Annotated in this window: 22 protein-coding genes and 1 pseudogene; 22 read left to right on the forward strand and 1 reads right to left on the reverse strand. The window is 48.0% G+C overall.

Translation table 11 applies throughout. The features are described 5' to 3' along the window. The first annotated feature begins 20 nt into the window (after positions 1 to 20). The 4 genes from bcp to ABWH99_RS13270 all read left to right on the forward strand — a co-directional run bounded on the left by bcp (position 21) and on the right by ABWH99_RS13270 (position 3,391). The gene (gene bcp / locus ABWH99_RS13255; protein WP_375582333.1) at positions 21 to 470 is read left to right on the forward strand and encodes a thioredoxin-dependent thiol peroxidase; all 450 of its coding nucleotides are present in this window, start codon (positions 21 to 23) and stop codon (positions 468 to 470) included. A 10-nt stretch (positions 471 to 480) separates the two neighbouring features. Further along, positions 481 to 1,332, forward strand: coding sequence for a transketolase (locus ABWH99_RS13260; protein WP_375582334.1), 852 nt, complete (start codon positions 481 to 483; stop codon positions 1,330 to 1,332). Between the two features lie 33 nt (positions 1,333 to 1,365). Further along, the gene (locus ABWH99_RS13265) at positions 1,366 to 2,334 is read left to right on the forward strand and encodes a transketolase family protein (RefSeq protein ID WP_375582335.1); all 969 of its coding nucleotides are present in this window, start codon (positions 1,366 to 1,368) and stop codon (positions 2,332 to 2,334) included. Between the two features lie 124 nt (positions 2,335 to 2,458). Beyond that, a complete protein-coding gene (locus ABWH99_RS13270; RefSeq protein ID WP_375582336.1) occupies positions 2,459 to 3,391 on the forward strand; it encodes a DUF6807 family protein in 933 nt (310 codons plus the stop codon). A 77-nt stretch (positions 3,392 to 3,468) separates the two neighbouring features. Here the strand turns inward: ABWH99_RS13270 and ABWH99_RS13275 are convergent, their stop codons facing one another. Next, the gene (locus ABWH99_RS13275) at positions 3,469 to 4,050 is read right to left on the reverse strand and encodes an alpha-ketoglutarate-dependent dioxygenase AlkB (protein WP_375582337.1); all 582 of its coding nucleotides are present in this window, start codon (positions 4,048 to 4,050) and stop codon (positions 3,469 to 3,471) included. Between the two features lie 166 nt (positions 4,051 to 4,216). Between ABWH99_RS13275 and argS the strand changes: the two genes are divergently transcribed. The 18 genes and pseudogenes from argS (at position 4,217) to ABWH99_RS13365 (ending at position 24,820) form a co-directional block, all read left to right on the forward strand. Further along, positions 4,217 to 6,007 (forward strand): arginine--tRNA ligase, encoded by a 1,791-nt coding sequence (argS, locus tag ABWH99_RS13280; protein WP_375582338.1) that lies wholly within the window; start codon positions 4,217 to 4,219, stop codon positions 6,005 to 6,007. A gap of 2 nt (positions 6,008 to 6,009) precedes the next feature. Further along, positions 6,010 to 6,615, forward strand: a complete 606-nt coding sequence (locus tag ABWH99_RS13285; RefSeq protein WP_375582339.1) for a glutathione peroxidase — start codon at positions 6,010 to 6,012, stop codon at positions 6,613 to 6,615. Positions 6,616 to 6,715: 100 nt separating this feature from the next. After that, positions 6,716 to 7,621: a 1,4-dihydroxy-2-naphthoate polyprenyltransferase gene (locus ABWH99_RS13290; RefSeq protein ID WP_375582340.1), complete on the forward strand. Its 906-nt coding sequence runs from the start codon at positions 6,716 to 6,718 to the stop codon at positions 7,619 to 7,621. A gap of 81 nt (positions 7,622 to 7,702) precedes the next feature. Beyond that, on the forward strand, positions 7,703 to 8,554 hold the full coding sequence (locus tag ABWH99_RS13295; RefSeq protein ID WP_375582341.1) for a universal stress protein: 852 nt from the start codon (positions 7,703 to 7,705) through the stop codon (positions 8,552 to 8,554). 9 nt (positions 8,555 to 8,563) lie between these two features. After that, positions 8,564 to 8,920: a translation initiation factor gene (locus ABWH99_RS13300; RefSeq protein WP_375582342.1), complete on the forward strand. Its 357-nt coding sequence runs from the start codon at positions 8,564 to 8,566 to the stop codon at positions 8,918 to 8,920. Between the two features lie 670 nt (positions 8,921 to 9,590). After that, a complete protein-coding gene (locus ABWH99_RS13305) occupies positions 9,591 to 10,442 on the forward strand; it encodes a hemin ABC transporter substrate-binding protein (protein WP_375582343.1) in 852 nt (283 codons plus the stop codon). A 2-nt stretch (positions 10,443 to 10,444) separates the two neighbouring features. Beyond that, on the forward strand, positions 10,445 to 11,506 hold the full coding sequence (locus tag ABWH99_RS13310) for a FecCD family ABC transporter permease (RefSeq protein ID WP_375582344.1): 1,062 nt from the start codon (positions 10,445 to 10,447) through the stop codon (positions 11,504 to 11,506). 1 nt (position 11,507) lies between these two features. Beyond that, a complete protein-coding gene (locus tag ABWH99_RS13315) occupies positions 11,508 to 12,317 on the forward strand; it encodes a heme ABC transporter ATP-binding protein (RefSeq protein WP_375582345.1) in 810 nt (269 codons plus the stop codon). Positions 12,318 to 12,319: 2 nt separating this feature from the next. Beyond that, complete coding sequence (locus tag ABWH99_RS13320; protein WP_375582346.1) at positions 12,320 to 13,366, forward strand: hemin-degrading factor; 1,047 nt, start codon at positions 12,320 to 12,322, stop codon at positions 13,364 to 13,366. A 45-nt stretch (positions 13,367 to 13,411) separates the two neighbouring features. Continuing rightward, positions 13,412 to 15,727: a TonB-dependent receptor plug domain-containing protein gene (locus ABWH99_RS13325; protein ID WP_375582347.1), complete on the forward strand. Its 2,316-nt coding sequence runs from the start codon at positions 13,412 to 13,414 to the stop codon at positions 15,725 to 15,727. 12 nt (positions 15,728 to 15,739) lie between these two features. Next, positions 15,740 to 16,363 carry an HmuY family protein gene (locus tag ABWH99_RS13330; protein ID WP_375582348.1) on the forward strand — a complete coding sequence of 208 codons (624 nt, stop codon included), beginning with the start codon at positions 15,740 to 15,742 and terminating at the stop codon, positions 16,361 to 16,363. Positions 16,364 to 16,589: 226 nt separating this feature from the next. Beyond that, entirely contained in the window at positions 16,590 to 17,720 is a 1,131-nt protein-coding gene (locus tag ABWH99_RS13335; protein WP_375582349.1) for a helix-turn-helix domain-containing protein, read from the forward strand. A 239-nt stretch (positions 17,721 to 17,959) separates the two neighbouring features. Then, a pseudogene (locus tag ABWH99_RS13340) lies at positions 17,960 to 19,333 on the forward strand (amidohydrolase); the annotation flags it as partial. Between the two features lie 118 nt (positions 19,334 to 19,451). After that, complete coding sequence (locus ABWH99_RS13345; protein WP_375586576.1) at positions 19,452 to 19,550, forward strand: hypothetical protein; 99 nt, start codon at positions 19,452 to 19,454, stop codon at positions 19,548 to 19,550. 100 nt (positions 19,551 to 19,650) lie between these two features. After that, positions 19,651 to 20,436 (forward strand): aquaporin Z, encoded by a 786-nt coding sequence (aqpZ, locus tag ABWH99_RS13350; protein WP_375582350.1) that lies wholly within the window; start codon positions 19,651 to 19,653, stop codon positions 20,434 to 20,436. A 49-nt stretch (positions 20,437 to 20,485) separates the two neighbouring features. Then, complete coding sequence (locus ABWH99_RS13355; protein ID WP_375582351.1) at positions 20,486 to 21,283, forward strand: hypothetical protein; 798 nt, start codon at positions 20,486 to 20,488, stop codon at positions 21,281 to 21,283. Between the two features lie 536 nt (positions 21,284 to 21,819). Further along, positions 21,820 to 22,557 (forward strand): carbon-nitrogen hydrolase family protein, encoded by a 738-nt coding sequence (locus ABWH99_RS13360; protein WP_375582352.1) that lies wholly within the window; start codon positions 21,820 to 21,822, stop codon positions 22,555 to 22,557. A gap of 220 nt (positions 22,558 to 22,777) precedes the next feature. Further along, entirely contained in the window at positions 22,778 to 24,820 is a 2,043-nt protein-coding gene (locus ABWH99_RS13365) for an LruC domain-containing protein (protein WP_375582353.1), read from the forward strand. Positions 24,821 to 24,891: the final 71 nt, after the last annotated feature.

Raw genomic sequence — 24,891 nt, forward strand, 5'->3', positions numbered from 1 at the left:
AACCGAAAAAAACAGGCATCATGTCACTAGAAAAAGGCCAAAAAGCGCCGGATTTTGAATCCGTAGACCAGCATGGAAACCCCATTAAGCTTTCCGATTTTAAAGGCAAAAAGGTGGTCTTGTATTTTTATCCCAAAGACAATACGCCCGGCTGCACGACGCAAGCCTGTAATTTGCGGGACAATTACGAGGCACTTCAACAAGCGGGCTACGTGGTACTGGGTATCAGTTCGGACTCGGCAAAATCACATTTAAAATTTATCGAAAAACATGCCTTACCCTTTTCATTGATTGCCGATGAAGACAAAAGTGTTCATGAAAAATACGGCACCTGGGTAGAAAAAAGTATGTACGGTAGAAAGTACATGGGCACGGCTCGAACCACCTTTGTCATCAATGAAGAGGGCATCATCGAAGAGGTGATTGAAAAAGTAAAAACCAAAGAACATACCAATCAAATACTTAACTAATTCCAAATCAATGGAAAAACACTCAACCGAACAATTGCAAGCCATCTGCTCTCAGGTACGACGAGACATTTTGCGCATGGTGCATGCCTGTCAATCGGGGCACCCGGGTGCTTCTCTGGGTTGCACCGAATTTTTTGTCGCCTTGTATTTTGACCAAATGAAGCATTCCAATTCCTTTGACCCGGATGGAATTGGCGAAGATTTATTTTTCCTCTCTAACGGGCATATCTCTCCGGTATGGTACAGTGTGCTTTCCAGAAGTGGGTATTTTGATACGGCGGAGTTAAAAACCTTTCGGAAAATCAATAGCCGCCTGCAAGGACATCCTGCCACGGAGGAGGGCTTGCCAGGCATCCGGGTAGCCTCCGGTTCCTTGGGACAGGGATTGTCCGTTGCCATTGGCGCGGCCCTGGCCAAAAAGCTAAATGGCGACGACCGACTGGTCTATGCATTAATGGGTGATGGTGAGCAGCAAGAGGGACAGATATGGGAAGCGGCCATGTGTGCTCCCCACCACGGCGTGGATAACCTCATCGCATCCATCGATGTAAATGGACAGCAAATTGACGGCCCTACCCGGGAAGTCATGAACCTGCTCGATCTGAAAGCCAAATGGGAAGCTTTTGGCTGGGAGGTGATCGTGACAAAAAATGGCAATGATATTGCCGAGGTCATCGCCTCCCTGGAAAAAGCAAAAGGCCTTCTGGGTCGTGGAAAACCGGTACTCAACCTGTTGCACACCGACATGGGCTATGGAGTGGATTTTATGGTAGGAACCCACAAATGGCACGGCGTCGCCCCCAACGACGAGCAACTTGAAAAAGCCCTGGGACAATTGGAAGAAACACTGGGCGATTATTGATCCCGGAAAGCTTAGATTAAATGCAGTAAAAGAATGGAAAAGACACTCGATACCAAATATACCTACACGGAAAAAAAAGACACGCGCTCCGGTTTCGGAGACGGATTACTAGAAGTGGGCAAGAAAAACAAAAATGTGGTTGGCCTTTGTGCCGACCTGATCGGTTCGCTAAAGATGGGGGCCTTTCAAAAAGAGTTTCCCGATCGGTTTTTTCAGGTGGGCATCTCTGAGGCCAACATGATGGGCATGGCGGCTGGATTGACCATCGGTGGTAAAATCCCTTACACGGGAACGTTTGCTAACTTCTCCACCGGCAGGGTCTACGATCAAATCCGCCAATCCATCGCGTATTCGGAAAAAAACGTGAAGATATGCGCCTCTCATGCCGGCCTTACCCTGGGAGAAGACGGAGCCACGCACCAAATCCTGGAAGACCTGGGTATGATGAAAATGTTGCCCAACATGACGGTCATCAATCCTTGCGATTACAACCAAACCAAAGCAGCGACCATCGCCATTGCGGAGCACGAGGGACCGGTTTATCTGCGTTTTGGTAGACCTAGCTGGCCTATCTTTACCCCTGCAAATCAGCCCTTCGAAATAGGAAAAGCCTGGAAAATGGTCGAAGGCTCCGATGTGAGTATCTTTGCTACCGGACACCTTGTTTGGGAAGCGGTGGTAGCAGAAGCCATGCTCCGCGCGGAGGGTATCTCCGTTGAACTTATCAATATCCACACCATCAAGCCGCTGGATACTGCTGCCGTACTTGCATCGGTAGCTAAAACCGGCTGCGTGGTGACGGCCGAAGAACACCAGTTGAACGGTGGATTGGGCGACAGCATCGCCCAGACGCTGGTACGAAACAACCCCGTTCCCCAGGAATTCATTGGTGTCGACGATTCCTTTGGCGAATCCGGAAAACCGGTGGACCTGTTAGAGAAATACGGATTGAATGCCGAGAACATCGTAAAAGCCGCTAAAAAGGCCATTTCAAGGAAATAGCCCTGGCAATACCTACCACAAAAGCGGGAAAAGTGTACTTTTTCCGCTTTTGTGGTTTATCAGCTACTAGGTTAATTCCCGGCAATCCCGTATTTTTAGGCGTTAAGCAAAGAATTCCCTGCCTATGTTCACTCCCCTACTGCGCCCCGTTGCCTACGCTTACCTGTTTCTTTTTTCGCTGCTACTTGCATTCGAATCGACCGGACAACAACTAATGTTCGAAAAACAAGCAGAGGGCTGGATGCTGCTAGAGGAAGGCCAACCCCGATATTTTTACCAGACCGCGACGAAAAGCCTGGATGGATTGTACCCCCGTGCCAACTATATCCATCCTCTTTACGATACGGAGGGAGAAGTGATTACCGAAGATTTCCCGGCAGATCATCCCCATCACCGGGGAGTATTCTGGACCTGGCACCAGCTCTGGGTCAACGATCAACGCGCGGCGGATCCCTGGATATGTGAAGACATTGTCTGGGAGGTCAAAAAAGTAAAAACCGCCATTAACCCCAATGGATCAGCTAGCCTGGAGGCGACTATTTTATGGAAGGGTACCGGTAAAATTCAGAAAAATCTGGTGCAGGAAACCTTAATCGTTACCTTCCAACGGGTTTCTTCCGCTGCCTATAAGCTCACGTTTGATATCGAATTAAAACCCTTACTAAAAAACATACGCCTGGGTGGTTCGGAAGACGCAAAGGGTTATGGAGGCTTTTCTCCGCGGATACGCCTTGGAAATAATGCCGGTTTTTATGACGAAAACGGGAAAGTGCTTCCTCAGGAACTGCCCGTTCGGGCAGGACCCTGGATCAACCTCACTGCCGGAGGACCCGAAGATCCGGGTACCGTAATTATGGGTGAACCCGAGAAACTTCCTTCGTATCAGGGATGGATTCTGCGATCCAAAAATAGCATGCAAAACCTGGCCTTCCCCGGTAAAGAACCCTTGTTGCTCGATACAAAAAACCCGATGTCCTTCCGGAATCAATTACTGGTACACCAGGGAATGGGACGACAGGAGATCGTCGATCAGTACCGGATTTTCAGAAATCAATAACTACCCATCCAACAACGATTTCCGGTTTGCGTGGAATCAACCGGTATTTCCTGAAACCGACAGTAAAACGTTGCAAATCAAAAAACCTTTCGAAAGGTCAAATTGATACGGTCCCCGGTCGAGCGCCTGGTTTTTGGAAGGCAGTGTTCCCAATGGGTCTGCATGGCTCCCTTCATCAGCAACAGGCTACCGTGGGGGAGGATCAGCGAAAGCCTTTCGCTGGGATTTTTCTTGCACCGTACCTGAAATGTCCGGGGTTCTCCAAAGCTAACCGAAGCGATCGCCGGGTCCGTACCCAGTGAGGCCTCGTTGTCCCGGTGCCAACCCATGCTGTCTGCCCCGTTTCTGTACCAATTGAGCAATACATGCGTGAAGGAAAGTTGGGAAAACTGTTCTATTTTTTGAAGGATGCTCAGCAATTCGTCGGTCATGGGTTGAGGATGCATCCGAATGCCAGAATAGGCATAGGAAGTATCGTTAATGCCGCAGAAAGCAGTCAACCGTGGCTGCAATACTTGCTTGCCAAACATGCGGATGGGTTCCTGTTTCCATCCGGGCATTTCCTTCAGCCGCAACAGGTACCGATCGGCCGATTCCGCCTCAAAAAAGCGATCAAACAAATACATTTCTCCATCATGGGGCAATAAATTTCCTTGCATCGATAGTAATAATTTCTAAAAGTAACTCATTGTGGAACAAAATCGTTTGCTAGTTTTTGCCTCCCAGGGCCAGGCCGTACCAAAAAGATAAACCCGAGCGGTTTTACTCAGTTTGGGCGGAAACCCTTATATTTGCGCCTCAAGAAATTGGAGGCGTACCTAAACTATGGATATACAGCAACATCTCACAGAAACCATTGCTAAAGCTTTTCAGGAGCTGTTTGATCACCCGGTAGAAGCGGACACCCTTGCCTTGCAGGCTACCCGAAAGGAGTTTCGTGGAGAATACACCTTTGTGTTGTTTCCGTACTTAAAGATCACCAAAGTGTCACCGGAAGCGAGCGGGGAAATGATCGGCAGGTTCCTGCTCGAAAATCTGCCAGAGTTGGCCGATTTTAATGTGGTGAAAGGGTTTTTGAACCTGAGCCTCTCTCCTGCCTACTGGCTGGACCGTTTCCGGGAGCTTTCCCATCAACCAAAGCCTGGCCATTATCCCCCAAACGGTAAAAAAGTCATGGTGGAGTTCAGTTCTCCGAACACCAACAAACCGTTGCATCTGGGGCATTTGCGAAATAATTTTCTCGGATTTTCTGTAGCGGCTATTTTAGAAGCCTACGGGTACGAGGTGGTAAAGGCAAATTTGGTGAATGACCGGGGAATTCATATTTGCAAGTCCATGGTGGCCTACGAAAAACTGGGAAACGGAGCCAGTCCGGAAAGTTCGGGCATGAAAGGAGACCATTTGGTGGGATATTATTATGTACTTTTTGACAAAGAATACAAAAAGCAGGTTCAGGAATTGCTGGCCAGCGGAATGCCGGAGGACCGGGCCAAAAAGGAAGCTGCATGGATGCGGGAAGCCCAGGACATGCTGGTGAAGTGGGAAGCAAACGATCCCCCCACCGTGGAATTGTGGAAAAAGCTCAACCGTTGGGTGTACCAGGGATTCGAGCAGACCTATCGCAGCCTTGGCGTCACTTTCGACCAGTACTATTACGAGTCGGATACCTATCTGCTTGGTAAGGATATCGTGCGTGAGGGACTCGAAAAGGGGGTGTTTTTTCAAAAGGACGATGGCTCCGTATGGGCCGATTTGCGCAGCGAGGGATTGGACGAAAAGCTGGTCCTCCGGGCAGATGGCACCTCAGTCTACATGACCCAGGACATGGGCACGGCAGACCTAAAGTTCAAGGATCACGGGATTGAAAAATCCGTCTATGTGGTGGGCAACGAACAAGATTACCATTTTGAGGTCTTGTTTTCCATTTTGCGGAAATTGGGTCGACCCTACGGAGCGGGCCTCTATCACCTCTCCTACGGTATGGTAGACCTACCCTCTGGAAAAATGAAATCCAGGGAAGGTACCGTGGTGGATGCAGACGACCTGATTCAGGAAATGGTAGGTACAGCACGGGTACACACACAGGAACTGGGAAAGATTGAAGGTTTTAGTGAGGAGGAAGCGGAAGCCCTGTACCGAATGTTGGGCATGGGTGCATTGAAATACTTCCTGCTGAAAGTGGATCCTAAAAAACGAATGCTTTTTAATCCCCAGGAATCCATCGAATTTCAGGGAAATACCGGACCCTTTATTCAGTACACCCACGCACGGATTGCTGCAATTCTTCGCAAAGCCGCCCAAATTGAACTGGACTTTTCCAGCGATCGGTTCCAATCGTATGCTGCATTGGAGCCCACGGAACGGCTATTGATTTTCCAGCTGGCCGATTACCGAAAAAAAGTGGCCACGGCCGCGGAGGAACTTTCTCCGGCTGTTATTGCACAATATTTGTTTGATTTGGCGAAGGAATACAACCGCTTTTATGCAGAACTTCCTATATTTAGCGAAACCAAAGCTGAAGAGCAGGCATTCCGTGTGGCCTTATCTTCCGAGGTTGCAAAAACAATTGCCTCCGGCATGAAGTTATTAGGAATAGATGTACCCCAAAAAATGTAACTATGAAAATTATTACTTACTCTCTCCTACTCGGGCTACTTGCCTTTCAAGTACCGCACCTAAGCCAAACAAGCAATTTTACAGAGGAAAAACCGCTAGCAGTCACTCAAACGCAAAAAACGATGGAAGCACCCGCCGATTTTTATGAATTTACGATGAATGACATTGATGGAAACCCGGTGGATTTTTCCAGTTTTAAAGGAAAAAAACTGCTGATTGTAAACGTGGCCTCTAAATGCGGGTATACACCGCAATATGCAGAACTGCAGGAGCTGTACGAGGCCTACAAGGACAAATTGACAATTCTGGCTTTTCCAGCGAATAATTTTGGAGGCCAGGAGCCAGGTACGAACGAAGATATAAAAACATTTTGCACCGAAAATTACGGGGTGTCTTTTCCCATATTCGAAAAAATTTCTGTCAAGGGTGTGGACAAACACCCCTTGTACCGCTGGTTGTCCGATAAGGAGCTGAACGGCTGGAATAACTCCGAGCCTTCCTGGAATTTCTGCAAGTACTTCGTCAATGAAAAGGGGGAATTGGTTAAGTTTTTCCCTTCTTCGGTCAAGCCAATGGACGAAGAAATCATTAAATTAATCAAATCTTAAGCACGTTTAGATAAAAAAATAAGTGCAAACTATCCTGCCTTTCGCTGCTGCGAAAGGCATTTGCTTAAAACCGGTATTTCATTAAACCTTATTTTTTACCTTGTCACTAGCTTCTACCAGGAAAGCCTGGATCCACGCATTTCGCCTCAGAACCCTACCCCTGGCGCTTTCAAGTATCGTAATGGGTACCGTTATCGCGTTTCAGGATGGGGCATTTCGGTGGATAATATTTGTTCTGGCAGCACTCACGACGACACTCCTGCAGGTACTTTCCAACCTGGCAAACGATTACGGAGACAGTGTACATGGAGCGGACCATGAAGAACGAAAAGGTCCTCGGCGAGCCGTACAATCGGGAGCCATCAGCGCCTCTTCAATGAAAAAAGGTATCATCCTGTTTTCCTTGCTTTCGCTGATGAGTGGACTGGCGCTACTTATCGTTGCATTGGAAACTGTCTATTTGTTTTTTCTATTCCTTGCGCTGGGCTTATTGGCGATCTTCGCTGCCATTACTTATACCTCTGGAAGCAAGCCCTATGGCTATGCCGGCCTGGGAGACCTGGCTGTATTCCTTTTCTTTGGATGGGTGGGAGTCATGGGCACTTATTACCTGCATACGCTTTCGTTTGACTCCTCCATCTGGCTGCCCGCTTCTGCCGTGGGTCTTTTGAGCACTGGCGTGCTCAATATCAACAATATAAGGGATATTGAATCCGATAAGAAAGCAGGAAAAAAGTCAATTCCCGTACGGATCGGTAAGGAAGATGCGGCCCGGTATCATTGGCTGTTATTGCTGCTTGCATTGAGCCTACTTCTGGCCTTCGTTGTTTTGGAGCAAGCGTACGGTGCTTTGCTATACATTTTGGCGGCGCCGGTCCTACTGCGCACCGGGTGGGCAGTAGTGAAGGTGGATACTCCGGAAAAACTGGATCCCTACCTACGAGTAATGGCCTTGGGCACCTTTCTTTGCGTCCTGCTTTTCGGTCTCGGCTGGGTGATTTTTTAAACAAATGGTCAATTCCTTATTTAATTTCTGTAGATTTTTGTAGCTTAACTGCATGTAAACAATTAATTCGGCGAAACACCTATGAAAAGCATCCTAGTACCTTTCGATTTTTCTGAAGAAGCAGAAAATGCCTTCCAGTTAGCACAAGAAATTGCTGCCAAAGCCTCCTGCAAACTGAAATTGGTTCATGTGATCGAAATACCGACGACCCAGCATTTTAATACCATGGGTGAGGTAAATATGGAAGAAAATTTTATCGACAAAATCTACATGGTAGACCTGGTCGAAAAGCGAAAGAAGCAATTTAAAGAAATGGAAGAAGCTCATTCCGTAAAATCTTATGATTTTAGCACGACTCTTTCCTTTGGTAACCCTTACGCAGGGATATCCAGTGAAATTACAGAAATCAAAGCAGACCTCGTCATCATGGGTTCCAAAGGCTCCAGTGGTTTGGAAGAGTTACTGATCGGCTCCAATACAGAAAAAGTAGTGCGTCTTTCGAGGTGTCCGGTAATCACCGTAAAAGCTCCGGTAAAAGCAGATCAATTGAAAACCATCGTCTTTGCCAGTGATTTTGGCGAGGACAGCAAAAAAGTGGTTAAGGAATTGAAAGACCTGCAGGAACTTCTGGGCGCAAAAATAAGACTGGTCAAAGTGAATACGCCCAATTCTTTCGAAAAATCGAAAGTGTCCCTGGAAAAAATCAAAGCATTCATTAAGGCAAATGACCTGCAAAATGTGCAGATTGACATCTATAATGGAGATACCGAAGAAGAAGGAATTATTGAATTTGCCGATGAGGTGGATGCGGACATCATCGCCATGGCCACCCATGGTCGGACCGGATTCATGCACCTGTTAAGCGGTAGCATCGCAGAAGATGTGGTTAACAGTGCCAAACGTCCTGTCTGGACCATGCGATTCAAAAAGTAAACCGCACCTATGGGCAGAAAAAAAGAGAACGATTGGAAAAAAAGAGACGGGGTGGTGTATTCTACCTTGGATTCATTTGCTTACGAGGAAGGGGATCGGTCCTCCGAGGAAACCCTGCCGCCCCAACAACAAAACCTGCGCGTCCAACTGGATAAAAAGTCAAGAGGCGGGAAACAGGTGACTTTGGTAACTGGATTTGTGGGGCAGGAAGAAGATTTAAATGCGCTTGGAAAGGCCTTGAAATCCAAATGTGGCGTCGGTGGCAACACCAAAGCGGGTGAAATCCTGATTCAAGGAGATCATCGGGACAAAATCCTCGAGTACCTGAAGCAAGAAGGCTACAAAGCGAAAAGATCGGGTGGGTGATCCACCGGATCTTTTTATTGTCCCTACTCTTTTCCATAGCGGATAGCAATGATCACCATCCCCCTCTTGGAAGGATCTTGCCTTTTCCGGAACCTCTGCTTTTGATGGATGCCATGCCCGCTCTATGTTGGTGCCGTACAGGCAGAACTACCTACTGTTCCTGACTCCCAAAAACCTTTGTTTGATGGGAAACCGTCACCGTAAAGTTCGCCCCGTCCTGCGCTCGGGCTACGGTGACTTTTTTGAACAGATCCAGAATATTGTTTGGGACGCCAGTAAAAAGGGTTTTGGGACGGTGAACCGGTTCGTTACTTTCTCTCCAAAAATTTCTCCAGATCGGCGGTAAGCCTTAATTTAACTCGAAATACGTTTACGACCCGGTGGCATCCTCACAGCCGATACGTAATGGGGCCATGCCTGTAGACCAGTTTCTCCATTTGTGTTGAGAATCCTCCCTCCCATGGCCTGTCAGCGCCAGAAGCTGTTACCGAAAGTCCAGGCCTTCCCTCTCCCTTGGGTTGCAGCAGGTAATAGTTAAAATCTATCGGATTTACCGTTAATTGATTGTCAATCAAATCTCTCCAACGATAGGAATAATCAATTAAAATTAATTTGGATTTAATCCAAATAGACTAATATTTGTACTCGTATTTAAAATTGATCTAAATAAATGAAGAAATCGCTGTTGCTACCCATTCTGGTAATTGCCTTGGTTCTTTCGGCCCATGCGCAGGCATTTCAATCCAAAGAAACCTCCATCATTACGGCCGGAGGCACCATCACAGAAATCGTGTACGAACTAGGTTTTGGATCGGCTATCGTTGCTACGGACATCACGTCCACCTACCCTGCTTCCATGCAACAGCTTCCGTCCATCGGCTACCGCAATCAAATCAAAGCAGAGGGCATATTGGCACTAGGGCCGGATTTACTCTTGATGGAGACCGGTTACTTAAACGCCGATGTGGTGGCTCAGCTCAGATCCGCGGGATTAAAAATTCATCAGTTTGATAAACCCACCGACCTTTCTGGTACCTATCGCATCATTCGCGATTTGGCCGATTTTCTGGGAGTTCCGGAAAAAGGAAAGGCGCTGACAAACCAGCTTGATGAAGACATACAAGCATTGGACGCTTATACTGCTGAGCTCTCAAAAAAGCCAAAAATGGCCTTTGTTATGGCCCGAGGTCTGGAAAACGTCTTTGTAGCCGGAGAAGATACCTTTGCCGAATCGCTTCTCCAAATGGCGGCTATCGAATCGGTCGGAAAGGGATTTACCGATTTCATCCCCCTTACCCCGGAAGCCCTGGTGGCCATGAATCCGGAATACCTGTTGTTTTTTGAATCCAGTCTTCAATCAATTGGAGGAAAGGAAGCCGTAAAAAACATTCGTGGCGTGGAACAAACCATTGCCTACAATCAAGATGGAATACTGGCCTTCGATGGGCTGTATCTTTCGGGTTTTGGTCCCCGGGTAGCCAAAGCCGCACTGGAACTCGCTAAAAGTGTAACGCGCAAGTAAGCATGATTCAAACCCTGAGTAATTCAAAAACCACACAGCAGACCCTGGTTTTGGCTGGTCTCGCAGCAGGCGTTGTACTCCTCGGGCTGTTTTCGGTGACCATTGGCGCGTTTCCCATTCCCTTTAGCCACGCAGTTTCCATTCTATTGCACCAGATAGGCATTGATTCGGGAACCTTCACCGAACAGGAGGCCAACGTACTTTGGCAGATACGTCTCCCCAGGATTTTGCTGGCCATTCTGGTTGGCGGTGGGTTAGGACTGGCCGGAGCCGCTTTGCAAGGTCTATTCAGAAATCCCCTGGTAGAGCCCGGGCTCATAGGCGTAAGCAGCGGTGGTGCTTTATTCGCGGTAGTTTTTATTGTTTTTGGCTCCTACTTCCCCTGGCTGGGCCAACTATTTGGAAGTTTTAGTTTGCCCTTATCCGCCTTTATTGGCGGGTTGATCAACGTGATGCTGGTGTACAACATGGCCAACCAGGGAGGTAAGACGGATATTTCCCTCCTCATATTGGCCGGCGTTGCCTTGACCGCTTTATCGGGTGCACTGATTGGCCTGGCCATCTTTTATGCAGACGAGGCCGCGTTGCGAAATTTCACCTTCTGGAGCCTGGGAGATGTGGGTGGAGCGAATTGGGACAAGGTAAAGATAGCCTTTCTCCTTATTTTGTTTCCCTCCTTGCTGGTTATCTACCAGTTTCGAAATCTGAATGCCCTGGCCATCGGAGAAACCGAGGCTTTTCACATGGGGGTAGATGTACAACGTGTGAAATACATCGTGTTGTTTATGAGTGCTCTGGTGGTGAGTGTGGGGGTTTCGATGACGGGCACCATAGGATTTGTCGGCTTAATCGTCCCACATCTGTTGCGGCTATCCTTTGGTGCGGACCACCGCCTGGTCCTTCCCGGAGCTTTCCTATTGGGCGCTTTCCTACTCAATGGTGCAGATTTGCTTGCACGAACGGTGGTCATGCCCGCCGAATTGCCAATTGGGATCATAACGGCGATTCTTGGCTCTCCATTCTTTATCTGGCTAATCCTACATGTAAAAAAACTCAACAGTTGATATGTTAGACGCGCATCACATTCATTATTACATAGGTAACCGTTCCATTGTGAATCGGGCAAGTATGCAGGTGCTTCCCGGGGAATTGACGGCCATCATCGGCCCGAATGGCGCAGGGAAATCGACACTTTTCCGCTTACTATCGGGAGAGATGCCCTGCAAACAAGGGAAGATTACCTATAATGGACAGTCGATACAGGGAATGAAAAGCCGGCAACTGGCCTCCTTGCGTGCGGTCATGCCGCAGCACAGTACCCTTACCTTTCCCTTCCAGGCGAAGGAAGTCGTAGCGCTGGGCCTTATGCATTGTCGGCCAAAATACCCAAAAACAATCCTGAAAGAGGTGATGTCGGCCACCCAAACCTGGCACCTGAAAGATCAAACCTATGGCAGCTTATCGGGAGGTGAAAAACAGCGGGTACAGCTAGCCCGGGTACTTGCGCAAATATGGGAGATCAAACCCATACCGAGGTACCTGCTGCTGGATGAGCCAACCTCCAGTATGGACATTGCCCAGCAACACCACATCATGCAGATTATTGGGCAACTCAAGCAGCGAAACATTGGCATTCTGGCCATACTTCACGACTTGAATCTAGCCGCAAATTATGCAGACAAAGCCCTGCTACTGAAGCAAGGCACGGTCCTCAACCAAGGGTCAATACGTACCGTAATGACTCCGGAAAACCTGAAACAGGTATTTGATTATCCCCTGTCGGTTCAGACCAACGGACCGAACGATCCAATATATATCAGTAGCCTTCCCCCGAACGCTACTTCCACACCGAATTATACATACAAACTCGCTTAATTATGGAAACTACTCTGAAATATCCTTCCGGCACCGCCTTAAAGAAAGCCTGGGAAGAGCTACGCGCAACCCAACCAAAAACCAGAATACGGGATGCGGCCCGCCAACTTCAGGTGTCCGAACTGGATCTATTGCTTACAAACGATCAGCCGGCCCCTATCCGGTTAAAAGCCGATTGGGCCGACATTCTCCTTTCCTGTCGGGAATTGGGAAAATTGATGGCATTGACCAGGAACGATGGCTGTGTCCTGGAGCATAAAGGAAATTTCCAAAAAATCACCATCCACGGCACCGCTCCCCACCAAATCGCTACGGTGATCGGTCCTATCGAACAGCGCGTGTTTTTTGGCAAATGGAAATACGGCTTTGCCGTAGCCACCGATACACCCCGCGGAGTGATGCGAAGTCTTCAGTTCTTTGATCAGGCCGGAGTAGCTGTAATGAAAATCTACCTACAGGAAAGAAGTAACCAGGATGCCTACGACCAACTCATTCGTACGTATCGTAGCAATGAGCCGCTACAAGACATTCAGGTAAAACCCTTCGAGAAAGAAATACACGCTACCTCTGTGGACCAAGATGCATTTGTCCAGGATTGGGAAAACATGAAAGATACCCACGACTTCTTCGGCATGCTGCGCAAGTACAATATCCATCGGCTAGACGCCATCAAATGGATTGGCAAAAAATGGGCTTACCCGGTGGATCGCCTCTCGGTTAGAAAAATACTGGACGTGGCAGCGGCGGATAAATTACCGATCATGATTTTCGTGGGGAACAAAGGAAACATCCAAATTCATCAGGGAAAAGTACGCACGATCCGGCAAATGGGAGATTGGCTGAATGTGATGGATCCGGACTTCAACATGCACCTCGACGAGTCTTGCATCGATTCGGCCTGGGTGGTACATAAGAACACGGACGACGGTTTGGTTTCTTCTCTGGAGCTATTTGATGCAGAGGGAGAAATGATTGCCCAGTTTTTTGGGCTCCGAAAGCCAGGTCTGCCCCAGAAAGATCAGTGGAAACAGTTGATCGACCAACTTTAATGCTTTCCCGGTGGTCTCAGGGCCATCGGGAATTATTTCTTGTTTATGTGTAGAATCAATCTAAATAAAAACAATTTCAGTTGCTGGCTCTTGGGATACCTATTCGTTCCCCTCGTAGCATTCGCTTCCGATCCAATTTGCGTCCGGGATCAGGCAGGCAACCCCATCCCCCACGCCTATGTAAAAATCGGACCGGATAAGGTCGTTCCAGTGGATAGCACGGGCTCTTTTGAACTTCCGGAGAATCTGGCAGCCGATCAGGTGATTGAAGTCTTTGCCATGGGATTTGACGCCAGGCTGATCCGGGTCAAGGAAATTAGTGAATTGAGTAGTTTGCGCCTCACAGAAAAGATAGGACAAATGGGTGAAGTGGTCGTTGCTGCTACGCGTACCGACCGAAGTGTGGAAGATTTACCCATGCCAGTAACGGTCATTTCCCGCGAACAAATTCAGGAAACCGGGGGCATGCGGCTTTCGGAGGTGCTGCGCGAGCAAACGGGCCTTCAGGTGGTAAGCGACCATGGTGCCGGGCTACAAATGCAGGGCCTATCTTCCGACTACATCCTGATACTACTGGACGGTGAACCCCTGATCGGCCGAACCGCCGGAACCTTTGATTTGGATCGAATTTCGGTTACGAACATTGAGCGGATCGAGGTTCTCCGGGGCCCCTCCAGTGCCATCTACGGAAGCGAAGCCATGGCCGGGGTGATCAATATCATCACGAAAAGTAGTCGGGAGCGATTTGCAGCCTCCCTGGAGTCCCGGTTTCGCTCCTTTTCTACCCTGGACCTGAGCGGAGAAGCGGGTTTTAACCAAAATAACTGGTCGGTTCAGGCCTACCTCAACCACTTTCGCACGGATGGCTTTGATCTTACCCCCGATGTTCCCGGAAATACCCAGGCGCCTTTTCAGGCCAGCACCGGACAGGTCAAGTTGGGCAAGAAGTCCGGTAAATGGGAGTTCAGACTCTATTCCCGAGTGTATCGGGAAGATTCGGAGGATGTGCTGCAAATTAGTGAGAATGGAACCGGCCGGCTGGCCGATTTGACCTCCGAACGCCGGGATTTAAACCTCAACCCAACGGTAGTCTATCGCCCCAACGAGCACTGGCAGATGACGCTTCGAAGCATGACGTCTTTGTTCGAGACCCGTTCGGTGACGGAGATGCAGGAAGATGGATGGGTCGTGGATGGGCAGGATTTTCGGCAGCAGTACCACCGCACGGAGTTTCAACTGGACCGTCAATTGGGAAACGATCAATTACTAACGCTGGGGATGGGACACCTGCTAGAGACGGTTGACGCGACGCGCTACGAAGACCTAAACCGTTTTGATGCAGGTTATTTATTTCTCCAGCACCAATGGGATCCCACCGACCGATGGAACATCGTCACCGGCGTTCGGGGAGACTTGCACAGTCAATACGGGGAACGAATCAGTCCGAAAGTATCGGGTATGTACAAACTAAGTGAGCAATTCAGCTGGCAGGCATCGATTGGGGCAGGATTCAAAGCCCCCGATTTCCGGCAGTTATTGCTCAATTTCAATAATGCCTCCGCGGGATATTATGTTTTTGGAGCGAATCTGGTGCGTGAAGGCGTTGAACGGCTTCAATCACAAGGCCTCATCCAGCAGGTGCTGCTGGATCCCTCCCAATTTGGCGCCCTGCGGGCAGAAAGTTCCCTGGCAATCAATACCGGCTTTCGCTGGAAACTTTCCAATGACCTGCTCTTTCAGGGAAACATCTTTCAAAATAACATTTCCAACCTGATTGAGACGGCGCCTTTTGCCAGGCTGACTTCGGGTCAAAATGCGTTCTCCTACTTCAACGTTTCCCGCGTACGAACCCGGGGAGTAGAACTGGATTGGACCTGGCGTCTGACGTCAAATCTCCAGGTATCCGCAGGATATATGTATTTGGATACCGAGGATTTGGATGTTTTGGAGCAGATCGATTCCGGAGAGTTATTTCGCAGGGACGCTACGAACCGTACCCTACGGGTGAGCCGGAGCGACTACGGAGGCTTGTTTAATCGAAGTCGGCATAGTGGGAACGTAAAGATCAGCTATCAGGAACCACTTACCGGTATCAACCTGGCCCTTCGAGCCATCTACCGGGGAAAGTTCGGCTTTGGCGACGTAAATGGCAACTTAATTCTAGACGATCCCACGGAATATGCACGGGCGATAACGAGCTGGAACCTCAGTCTAAGCAAAACCCTGTTCAATGGAATACTGCTGGAGGCGGGCGGTTTTAATCTATTGAATCAACTCAACCGATACGATCCCAGCAATCCCGGGAGAACCCTATTTGTGGGAGCAAAAGTACCTTTTCATCAACTAGTACCAACAAAATAAATACCTATTATAATGAACAAATGGAATACAATGCTCGTAGGCACCCTTTTGCTTGCCTTGAGTTCAAGTTGCGGAGAGAGCGAAGTAGAAGAGCCGGAAATTGCGCTTCAAGCCGTTACGGTTGAAAATCTCCATGCACCGGGTGACCTGGTGGATCGAAATACCGGAGATATTATTGAAACTCGTCCGTTTCGATACTTCAGTCTGGAAGACAACCGGATCGTGGATAGCGAACAAGGAGATTGGGACATCGGATTCAAAGGAACGACCATCATTGTCAACAGTGGCAGCAGTGGACCAGGTGGGGCGCAGGCAGCAGTGGTCACAGGCACTTTTGACGAGATTACCAGTGTACCATCGGCTGCCGACTTCAAAAGTGACGGGGAAGACGGCATGGCCATTCCCACCGGGTCCGGCAGCGGCTGGTACAACTACAATTTCACCACTCATGTCATCAGTCCGATCCCCGGTCGCATAGTACTCGTCCGTACTACAAAGGGTAACTATGCCAAATTGGAAATTCTTTCCTATTACCAGGATAATCCTCCACTGGCAGAAGTGGATCCCAGAACCACTCCCAGCCCTTACTACACCTTTCGGTTTTTGCTTCAACCAAATGGATCGCTTGATTTTTAAATGATGGATTTGACCTCAAGTCTGTGCTTTGGCGCAGATTTGGGGTTTCCGCACCTTTTACGATAATTTCAGCTAACAGAATACCAATCGGCACGGCCGTTTATTTTTTTGATTTCTACATCTAAGTTGATTCGGAATCAGGTAAGGTATGTGCAAGGGTAGATCGTCTGCCCCGTGCGAATATCAACTGACTTTACTATCTTTGGTACCGTTAGTCAGGTATCCGATGAGTTTAACCTCTGTATTTAGTCTTGTAGCAACGGCAATAGGTATACTGGCCATCCTAATTGCTTTATTCAAGCAGAAGGGATACGTTTTCAAAAAATTTTCTTTTTTGTTAATGTTGGCCTGCCTGACCTATTATTGCTCGATTGTTTTTATTGTCGATAGTCAATTGGTAGTTTCTTACCCGCATTTTTTTAAAACCGGAAGTCCGGTTTTTTACCTTTTGGCTATTTCTATTTTGTGGTTGGGCCAGGCCCACCTATACGAGAAGCGGCGTTTGGGTAGCTGGGATTATGTCCTGCTGTTACTCCCGGTATTACATTTCATCGAATTGCTTCCCTTTTACAGGATGCCCACAGAAGAAAAAAAAGCGTACCTGTTGGAATTAGTAGCCGACAGAAACCAGATTATATATGCTTTTGAAGGATGGATACCAACTTTTTTTCATTATCTATTTCAGATACTGATCGGATGTTTCGTTTCGTTGTTCTTTTTCTTAAAAGCGTTTCAACGAAGCAAGACTAGTGGGAATAAGGATAGGACATCTTCCTGGATGATCGTATTAACGGCTACCTTTCTGGCATTTTACACCCTCGGCCTGGTATTGCTACTTTCTGATGCAAACGAGATTCCCATTCACCTGATCGCCTCTTTGCTATTTGGACTGATGCTACTTTTCCAGTTGTTTTTTCTTTTTTTCAGGCCAGATGTCTTGTATGGCATCCCCGAACCAACGCAGTCTCCAAAGCCGACGTTTTCAGCCTCTTTCGCTCTGAACGAAGAAGAAGCTACCGATTTCCGTTCCCGCATTGACACTTACTTTCTAACCCATACCGATTTTTTAATGGATGACTTTCGGCAGCAGGATTTGTCCGAGTATTTGGGAATTACAAAAAACCGGCTTTCCCAGGTAATCCAACAAGCTTTTGGAAAGAACTATAACCAACTAATTAACGAAAAGCGTATTGAAGTAGCCATTCGGAATTTGCAAAGCAAAACCTGGAAGCATTATACCATCGAAGCGATTGCGCAGGAAGTTGGTTTTAGATCACGCACTACCTTTAATAAAGCTTTCCAGGAACAAACCGGTCTCACACCCTCTCAATTCAGGAGAAAGATAGAAAATACCTAAACTTTTTTTGTTCAGAATTTCATTTTTGAACAGAATAGCAGGGAGCCTTCTATCCCACGCTCCTCAAAACACCTATGTTTGCCAATCAATATTTTGTGTTTCACACACCTACTACAATGAATTTGCCCATGAAACCATTCTCCCGTTATTTCCTGGTTATTGTACTTCTTTATTCCTGTGGAGCAGAAAAAGGAGCGGATATTCCCACTACCGTATACTTTGGAGGAGATATACTAACCATGAAGGGCGATTCGCCATCCTATGTGGAGGCAGTTCTCGTACAGGGAGATAAGATCCGATTTGTAGGAGAGAAAAGTGAAGCATTGAAGCGCGCCGGTAAAGGTGCGACGACAGTGGACCTGAACGGAAAAACCCTGCTTCCCGGATTTATCGACGGACACGCCCATTTTAGTAATTTCGGGTTGCAGGCCATTGGCGCACTCCTGCTAGCTCCACCCGATGCTACTTGCAAGGACATTCCAACGCTAATTGAACTTTTAAAGGAATGGAATACTCCGGAAAACCTTGCCTTGACTGGCTGGGTGTTTGGAACCGGTTTTGACGACTCCGTATTGGAGGAAAAACGTTTTCCTACCAGGCAGGACCTGGATCAGGTGAGTACGGAAGTCCCCATCATGATTACCCACATATCCGGACATTTCGCCGTGGTTAATTCAAAAGGACTCGAGGTATTGGGATTTGATGAAAACACGCCCGATCCGGAGGGCGGCATTATTCGGCGGGAAGCGGACGGCAAAACTCCCAACGGCGTTTTGGAAGAACTGGCAGCAATTCCATACATGCTGCAAGCACTAGCTCCCCGGGATGAGGCAAGCGCTGCACGCTTTTTTCAAGCCGGTCAGGACATGGCCCTGTCGTATGGGTATACCACCGCACAAGAGGGAAGGGCTATGCAAAATCACGAATTGATGGCAGGCAGTGCGGAAGCCGGTGCTTTGAAAATTGATGTGGTCAGCTACATCGACTACGCCTTTGCCGACCAATACATGGCTTCCAAATGGTATAGCCCTGGTTATACGAACCACTACCGCATTGGAGGGATGAAGCTGACGCTGGATGGCTCTCCTCAGGGAAGGACTGCCTGGCGAACGCTGCCCTATTTGATTCCTCCAGATGGACAGGAAAAGGACTATGCCGGGTACCCGGCTATTCCAACCGATTCTACCGTACAGTCCATCTTAGCCAAAGGCTTCGAAAACAATTGGCAGACACTCGTTCATGCCAATGGAGACGCAGCCATCGATCAACTAATTCGTTGTCTACGTCCAAATGTAGAAAAATACGGCCTGGGGGATCGTCGAAATACGCTGATTCACGGTCAATACATACGAAAAGATCAATTGGATTCCCTAAAGGAATTAGATGTTATCGCTTCTCTTTTCCCGCTGCATACCTTCTATTGGGGAGACTGGCACAAACAAATTATTGGCGAAGAGTTGGGAAATACGATCAGTCCCGTAAGAACAGCCCTCAATAAAGGGGTGAAAATCACCATCCATACCGATGCTCCCGTAGCACTACCCAATCTGATGCGAGTCGTTTGGACTGCTGTCAACCGGACCTCTCGATCCGGCAAGGTCATCGGCGAATCCGAGCGCCTTACGCCCTACGAGGCCTTGCAGGCCATTACGATCTGGTCGGCCTACCAACATTTCGAAGAAAAACAGAAAAGGGAGTTTGGTTGCGGGAAAACTTGCGGATCTGGTCGTCTTGGACGCAAATCCCTTGAAAGTGGCACCGGACGCCATCAAAGACATTCAGGTATTGCAAACAATCAAAGAGGGAAAAATTGTCTATGCAAAAAAATGAATAACACTCTTCCGAAAAAAAAAACAGCTTCGGATTGGTCTTCGAACCTATCAGAAAAGGGATATCCTATGTTAAAAAATAATCAACATCAACCAAAACTATGAAACTTCAAAACAAACTTACCGCCGAGTTCTTCGGAACCTTTTGGCTCGTATTCGGTGGCTGCGGCAGCGCAGTTCTGGCAGCCTTATTTCTATCGGGTGACCCGTCCCCAATTAATCTCGGTATCGGTTTCGTGGGTGTGTCGCTTGCCTTTGGTCTCACGGTGATGACCATGGCCTATGCCATCGGACATGTATCCGGCTGTCATTTAAACCCAGCAGTCACGGTCGGCCTCGTGGTTGCTGGAAGAAGCCCAAAATCCGAACTGATTCCCTATGTGATCGCACAGGTAATTGGTGGAATTGCAGGCGCCGGGGCACTTTACCTAATTGCCAGCGGCAAAGATGGCTTTGCTGCCTCGGACGGCTTTGCGTCGAACGGCTTCGGTGCACTATCGCCGGGCGGCTATTCGATGATGTCGGCCCTTGTTGCTGAAGTTGTGCTAACCTTCTTTTTTCTATTCATCATTCTGGGAGCAACGGACAAACGGGCACCTGCAGGGTTCGCACCCATCGCCATTGGTTTGGGTCTTACGCTAATTCACCTCATCGGTATCCCCGTGACCAATCTTTCCGTTAATCCGGCGCGTAGCACCGCCCCTGCTTTGTTTGCGGGTGGTGCCTATCTTTCGCAGCTTTGGCTGTTCTGGCTGGCACCGATCATCGGGGCGGTGTTCGCTGGCGTCCTCTATCCACTCATTGCAGGACACACCCCGGCCGAAAAAGAATCGGAGTCAAAGGCTTCGTTGCTGACAGAAACCGGTAATCAGCAAGTAACGGGATAACGGTCCCGGTTCGGATCTCGTATTTTGGTGATAACTTAAAACACTAGAGATGCATCGACTATTGCTAATTCTCGGCCTTGTGTTTATCTATACGATCTCAAAGGCCCAGGAAAAAGAAAAAAGTGCTGCAGATGATCTCGCCAAGCAACTTCAAAACCCGGTAGCGAGTCTCGTCAGCGTTCCCTTTCAAAATAATTTCGATTTTGGGATTGGTCCCGCCGATGGTTCACGCTATACCATGAATTTTCAACCGGTTATTCCGATGAGCATTGGTGAGGATTGGAATTTGATTGCGCGGGCAATCGTACCTATCGTCGCCCAGAAAAATGTCTTGGGAGAGAGTGGTAGCCAGACTGGACTCGGTGATGTACTCCTAAGTGGATTCTTTTCTCCCAAAGATCCGACAAGTGGAGGGCTGATTTGGGGAGTAGGACCCGCATTCCTGGTACCTACGGCGACCCACTCGCTTTTGGGCACCGATAAATTTGGCCTGGGCCCTACGGCAGTTGCTTTGAAGCAATCCGGAATGACCAGCTTTGGTGCTTTGGTAAATCACCTTTGGTCCGTTGCGGGAAACGAGAATCGATCGGATATCAACGCGACGTTCTTTCAGCCGTTTGTAGCGCAAAATTTCCCTGGGGGAAAAGCGTTGACGCTCAACACCGAAATGACGCGAAACTGGAGTGCGCGTTCCACTTCCGGAACGGTAAACTTTGTAGCTTCACAGGTCTTTACCCTGGGCAAACAGGCTACTCAGCTTGCTCTTGGACCCCGCTTACACTATGGAGCTGGCAATACAGCAAGTTGGGGATTTAGAGCGGTACTTGTCTTACTATTCCCAAAATGACCGGTGAAAGAACCGACCAAATTGATACCAACAGTACGATTGATCACCTGCGGTGTAGGAAATCAGTTACCCGGGGCTGCCGAATTATCAGCAGCTGGACCAACGGGCTAAACGATACGCTTAGAAATACTTCAGTTTTTGGCCTGGCGCTGTAAGGACGTCGGTTATGGTTCGAAGAAAGGAGAGGAATAAGTGGATTCGTTTTTTCGCCACCGGAAAGTTTAATCGAGGTTATTACAGGCACGAGTGAGAATCGTATCCTGGCTTAGCTTCTAGCGGCTACAGAATATAGGAGTCAATAGTTCCTGGGCGATCGGCATGGGCATACCCCGATTGCATTCATTTTTTAGGAATGATACTTTTTTAACCTACCCTCTTCCGGACCCATGCGGAAGAGGGGATTTTTTGTTGGGCAACTGTTTTTTATTTTATCCCACTTTTTGTTATTATTGCATTGGAATCCACTTTTTACCAGGAGGTTCCGCAATTTTATAAAAGAAGGGTACGGATAGTATTTTACGGATTTTTTTTCGATTATGAGGATAGGCATTGCGCAAATCAAAACGATTGCTGGTAATTTTCCCGTCTCACTCGTGCATCACGAGCGGTTTATTTACACGGCTTGTAAGCTGAATACCGACTTGCTGGTTTTTCCAGAGTTATCGCTGATGGGCTACGATCCGGTACAATCAACGAAATTTGCTTTGAAACGGGGCGATAAAGCGTTGGAACGGTTTCAAGAGCTCAGCAACCGACAAAAAATTACGCTGGGTATCGGTGTTTCCGAAAAGAAAGCTACCGGCGGTGTAGGTATCAGCATGTTTTTTTACCAACCACGGGCACCACAACGTTTTTACACCAAGCAAGTGCTTCACCCGGATGAATTCCCCTATTTCGAAGCCGGTACCCGTCAGGTGCTTTTACATACGGGTGGTCTGCGGATTTGCCCGGCTATTTGCTACGAAAGCCTCCTTCCAAACCATGCAAAGCAAGCATACAGGAAAGGTGCTAATTTGTATCTGGCGAGTGTGGCAAAAAGGGAAGCGGGAGTAGCAACTGCAACGAATCACTATTCCTGGGTTGCCCGTACCTACTCCATGCCGGTGATCATGGCAAATAGCGTGGGTAGTTGCGCCGGTTTTGAAAGTGCCGGTGAGAGTGCAGTATGGACCAAATCCGGGAAACTTGCAGGTAAGTTGCCCGCAGGAGAAGAAGCGATTCTTATTTTCGATACAGATACAGAAGATGTACAAACGCAAGCGATGGTTACCTGATCGGCAATTTGGCATTTGTCGATCCTTTACAAAAAACGAAGGCATTGGCAAAAAATAACATCCCTCTTCCATTTTGGCGGGAATCCAGAATCGATTTACCGCCGAAAAATGGGAGTTAACCTTCCGACCGAACCTACCTAACGATTATTTTACAAAAGAAGTGCGTTTGATTTTACCTTTGAAACATCCAAATAGAATACCACTTTTAAACGCTATAAAAATGAAAAGTAACAGCTTATTTCTACTCTTTGGAATTGCGGCAACATTGGTCGCCTGTGATCCTGACAACGAAATGCCAACGCCTTCTGCTCAGGAAGGCATACAGGCACTATCCATTCCTGCTGGATTTGATTTTAGTACGACAAAATCCGTAGCAGTAAATTTCTCCGCCGTTGGTCGGGACAATAGCCCGATACCAAACGTGGTGTATCGGATTTTTGACAACAACCCTGCTGAGGACGGAAAACTGTTGCAAACGGTTCGTCTGGATGAGACAGGTACCGCTCGTAGCACAATCGATCTTCCTACCTTCTTGGAGGAAGTTTGGGTAACTTCGACGTTTATCGGCGTCACACCGGTGGCCATTGTACCCGTTACAGGCAGCCAAATCACGTACAGCTTCAATGCTTCCCAACCGCAGCTAATGCCGGATACCTATTACGATTCGTTCATAAGTAATGAAACGGGCAGTAATGAACGGATGGCTGCTTCGAATGAAGAATTCATGACATTGGGTTCCTGGAATGAAAAAGGAACACCCGAATACCTGTTGGAACCGGATAGGATTCCCGTTGGATTACTCAAAAACCTCAATGCAAGTCTACCGGAACAAAAAGACGTAAGGGATCACAACCCCAAGCTTTTGGACAACAAATTCAAGCAAGAATTGTATGTAAATGAAGATGCAGAAGTATGGGTAACCTACGTGCACGTTGGTGGCAGCTATAGAAATGCAATCGGCTATTATTGGTACAAAGAGGGAGAGGCCCCCAAAACGGCCTCGGAGATCAAGAATAGAACCATTATTTTTCCAAACGTACAGGCGGGTGTCTTAAAATCAGGAGACAAAGTGAAGTTGCGCGGACCTTTGGATGGTGCATTTGGCAAAGGGACCTATATCGGTTGGTTTTTGATCTCTAACGGTTGGCAAAGAGACGAGCTTACAAATGGTAACGGTGTTTTTTATGCGGACAAAAATTTGAATACGGAAAACAGCGAAGAGGAAGACCGGGAACAAATGGTATTTCTGCACGATGCCTCCCAACAAGTGCTGCTGATGGGCTGGGAAGATATTCGAAGGGATTTGAGGGGCTGTGACCATGACTTTAACGACGTAGTGTTTTATGCGTCCTGGAACCCGCTAACCAGCGTGGATGCATCCGAATATGCTCCGGTAGAAACAGAAGAAAAAGATGGGGATGGCGACGGTGTTAGTGACGATCAGGATGAATATCCGGAGGATTCCGAACGAGCATTTAATAACTACTCACCTGGAGAAGGTACCTACGGTACGCTGTTGTTTGAAGATCTATGGCCAAGCTTTGGCGACTACGACATGAACGATTTGGTAGTCGATTATACCGTCAAAGAAGTTTCCGATGCCACCAACCGGATCAAAGAAATCCAATTCACTACGGTCATTCGCGCCACCGGCGCAGGATTTCAAAATGGATTCGGGATTCAATTACCAGTGGCATCCGATCAAGTGCTAATGGTAGAGGGAAATAGCTTGTCAACGGGTGAAATCAAAAATTTACCCTCCGGCGTGGAGCAAGGTCAGGACCTGGCAACGGTGATCATTACCGATAACGTCAATCAAAAGCTGCCGTTTATGGCCAATGTTTCTCAGGATAATCCACATCAGGCGGAAGATACAATCCGGGTAAGAATTGTTTTCAAGGAAACGGTGCGTAAAGGCGATTTGGGTACGGCCCCCTATAATCCCTTCCTGATTATTGACCAAGATAGGGACAGGGAAGTGCATCTGATGAACAAGCGGCCGACAGACCTGATGAATAAAAACTGGCTGGGTACCGGAGACGATGACAGTTCGACGGAACAAGACCGGTATTTTGTCAGCAAAAAAGGCTTTAATTGGGCCTTACACGTTCCGGTAAGCATTGCCTACACCCGGGAAAAAGTGGACTTTACGAAAGCGTACCGTCGATTTGCAGATTGGGCAAATTCCGGTGGACAAAGGCATAACGACTGGTACCTTCCCATCGATGAGCAAGTTAATTCCGAAGCCTTGTATCGGAAATAACTAGTCGGTAAAAAATAGAAATAAGCTGAGCCTCTCCCCATCCGGGAGAGGCTTTTTTGATTTCCCAAATT

Source organism: Cyclobacterium xiamenense (assembly GCF_042140265.1).
Classification (GTDB): domain Bacteria; phylum Bacteroidota; class Bacteroidia; order Cytophagales; family Cyclobacteriaceae; genus Cyclobacterium; species Cyclobacterium xiamenense_A.

Coding starts and splice junctions, on each gene's coding strand:
- ABWH99_RS13260 (WP_375582334.1), top strand. CDS start 481: ATGGAAAAACACTCAACCGAACAATTGCAAGCCATCTGCTCTCAGGTA.
- ABWH99_RS13365 (WP_375582353.1), top strand. CDS start 22,778: ATGAAAAGTAACAGCTTATTTCTACTCTTTGGAATTGCGGCAACATTG.
- ABWH99_RS13355 (WP_375582351.1), top strand. CDS start 20,486: ATGCATCGACTATTGCTAATTCTCGGCCTTGTGTTTATCTATACGATC.
- ABWH99_RS13315 (WP_375582345.1), top strand. CDS start 11,508: ATGTTAGACGCGCATCACATTCATTATTACATAGGTAACCGTTCCATT.
- bcp (WP_375582333.1), top strand. CDS start 21: ATGTCACTAGAAAAAGGCCAAAAAGCGCCGGATTTTGAATCCGTAGAC.
- ABWH99_RS13295 (WP_375582341.1), top strand. CDS start 7,703: ATGAAAAGCATCCTAGTACCTTTCGATTTTTCTGAAGAAGCAGAAAAT.
- ABWH99_RS13335 (WP_375582349.1), top strand. CDS start 16,590: ATGAGTTTAACCTCTGTATTTAGTCTTGTAGCAACGGCAATAGGTATA.
- ABWH99_RS13300 (WP_375582342.1), top strand. CDS start 8,564: ATGGGCAGAAAAAAAGAGAACGATTGGAAAAAAAGAGACGGGGTGGTG.
- ABWH99_RS13265 (WP_375582335.1), top strand. CDS start 1,366: ATGGAAAAGACACTCGATACCAAATATACCTACACGGAAAAAAAAGAC.
- ABWH99_RS13305 (WP_375582343.1), top strand. CDS start 9,591: ATGAAGAAATCGCTGTTGCTACCCATTCTGGTAATTGCCTTGGTTCTT.
- ABWH99_RS13275 (WP_375582337.1), bottom strand. CDS start 4,050: ATGCAAGGAAATTTATTGCCCCATGATGGAGAAATGTATTTGTTTGAT.
- ABWH99_RS13325 (WP_375582347.1), top strand. CDS start 13,412: ATGTGTAGAATCAATCTAAATAAAAACAATTTCAGTTGCTGGCTCTTG.
- ABWH99_RS13270 (WP_375582336.1), top strand. CDS start 2,459: ATGTTCACTCCCCTACTGCGCCCCGTTGCCTACGCTTACCTGTTTCTT.
- ABWH99_RS13360 (WP_375582352.1), top strand. CDS start 21,820: ATGAGGATAGGCATTGCGCAAATCAAAACGATTGCTGGTAATTTTCCC.
- ABWH99_RS13320 (WP_375582346.1), top strand. CDS start 12,320: ATGGAAACTACTCTGAAATATCCTTCCGGCACCGCCTTAAAGAAAGCC.
- ABWH99_RS13330 (WP_375582348.1), top strand. CDS start 15,740: ATGAACAAATGGAATACAATGCTCGTAGGCACCCTTTTGCTTGCCTTG.
- argS (WP_375582338.1), top strand. CDS start 4,217: ATGGATATACAGCAACATCTCACAGAAACCATTGCTAAAGCTTTTCAG.
- ABWH99_RS13285 (WP_375582339.1), top strand. CDS start 6,010: ATGAAAATTATTACTTACTCTCTCCTACTCGGGCTACTTGCCTTTCAA.
- ABWH99_RS13310 (WP_375582344.1), top strand. CDS start 10,445: ATGATTCAAACCCTGAGTAATTCAAAAACCACACAGCAGACCCTGGTT.
- aqpZ (WP_375582350.1), top strand. CDS start 19,651: ATGAAACTTCAAAACAAACTTACCGCCGAGTTCTTCGGAACCTTTTGG.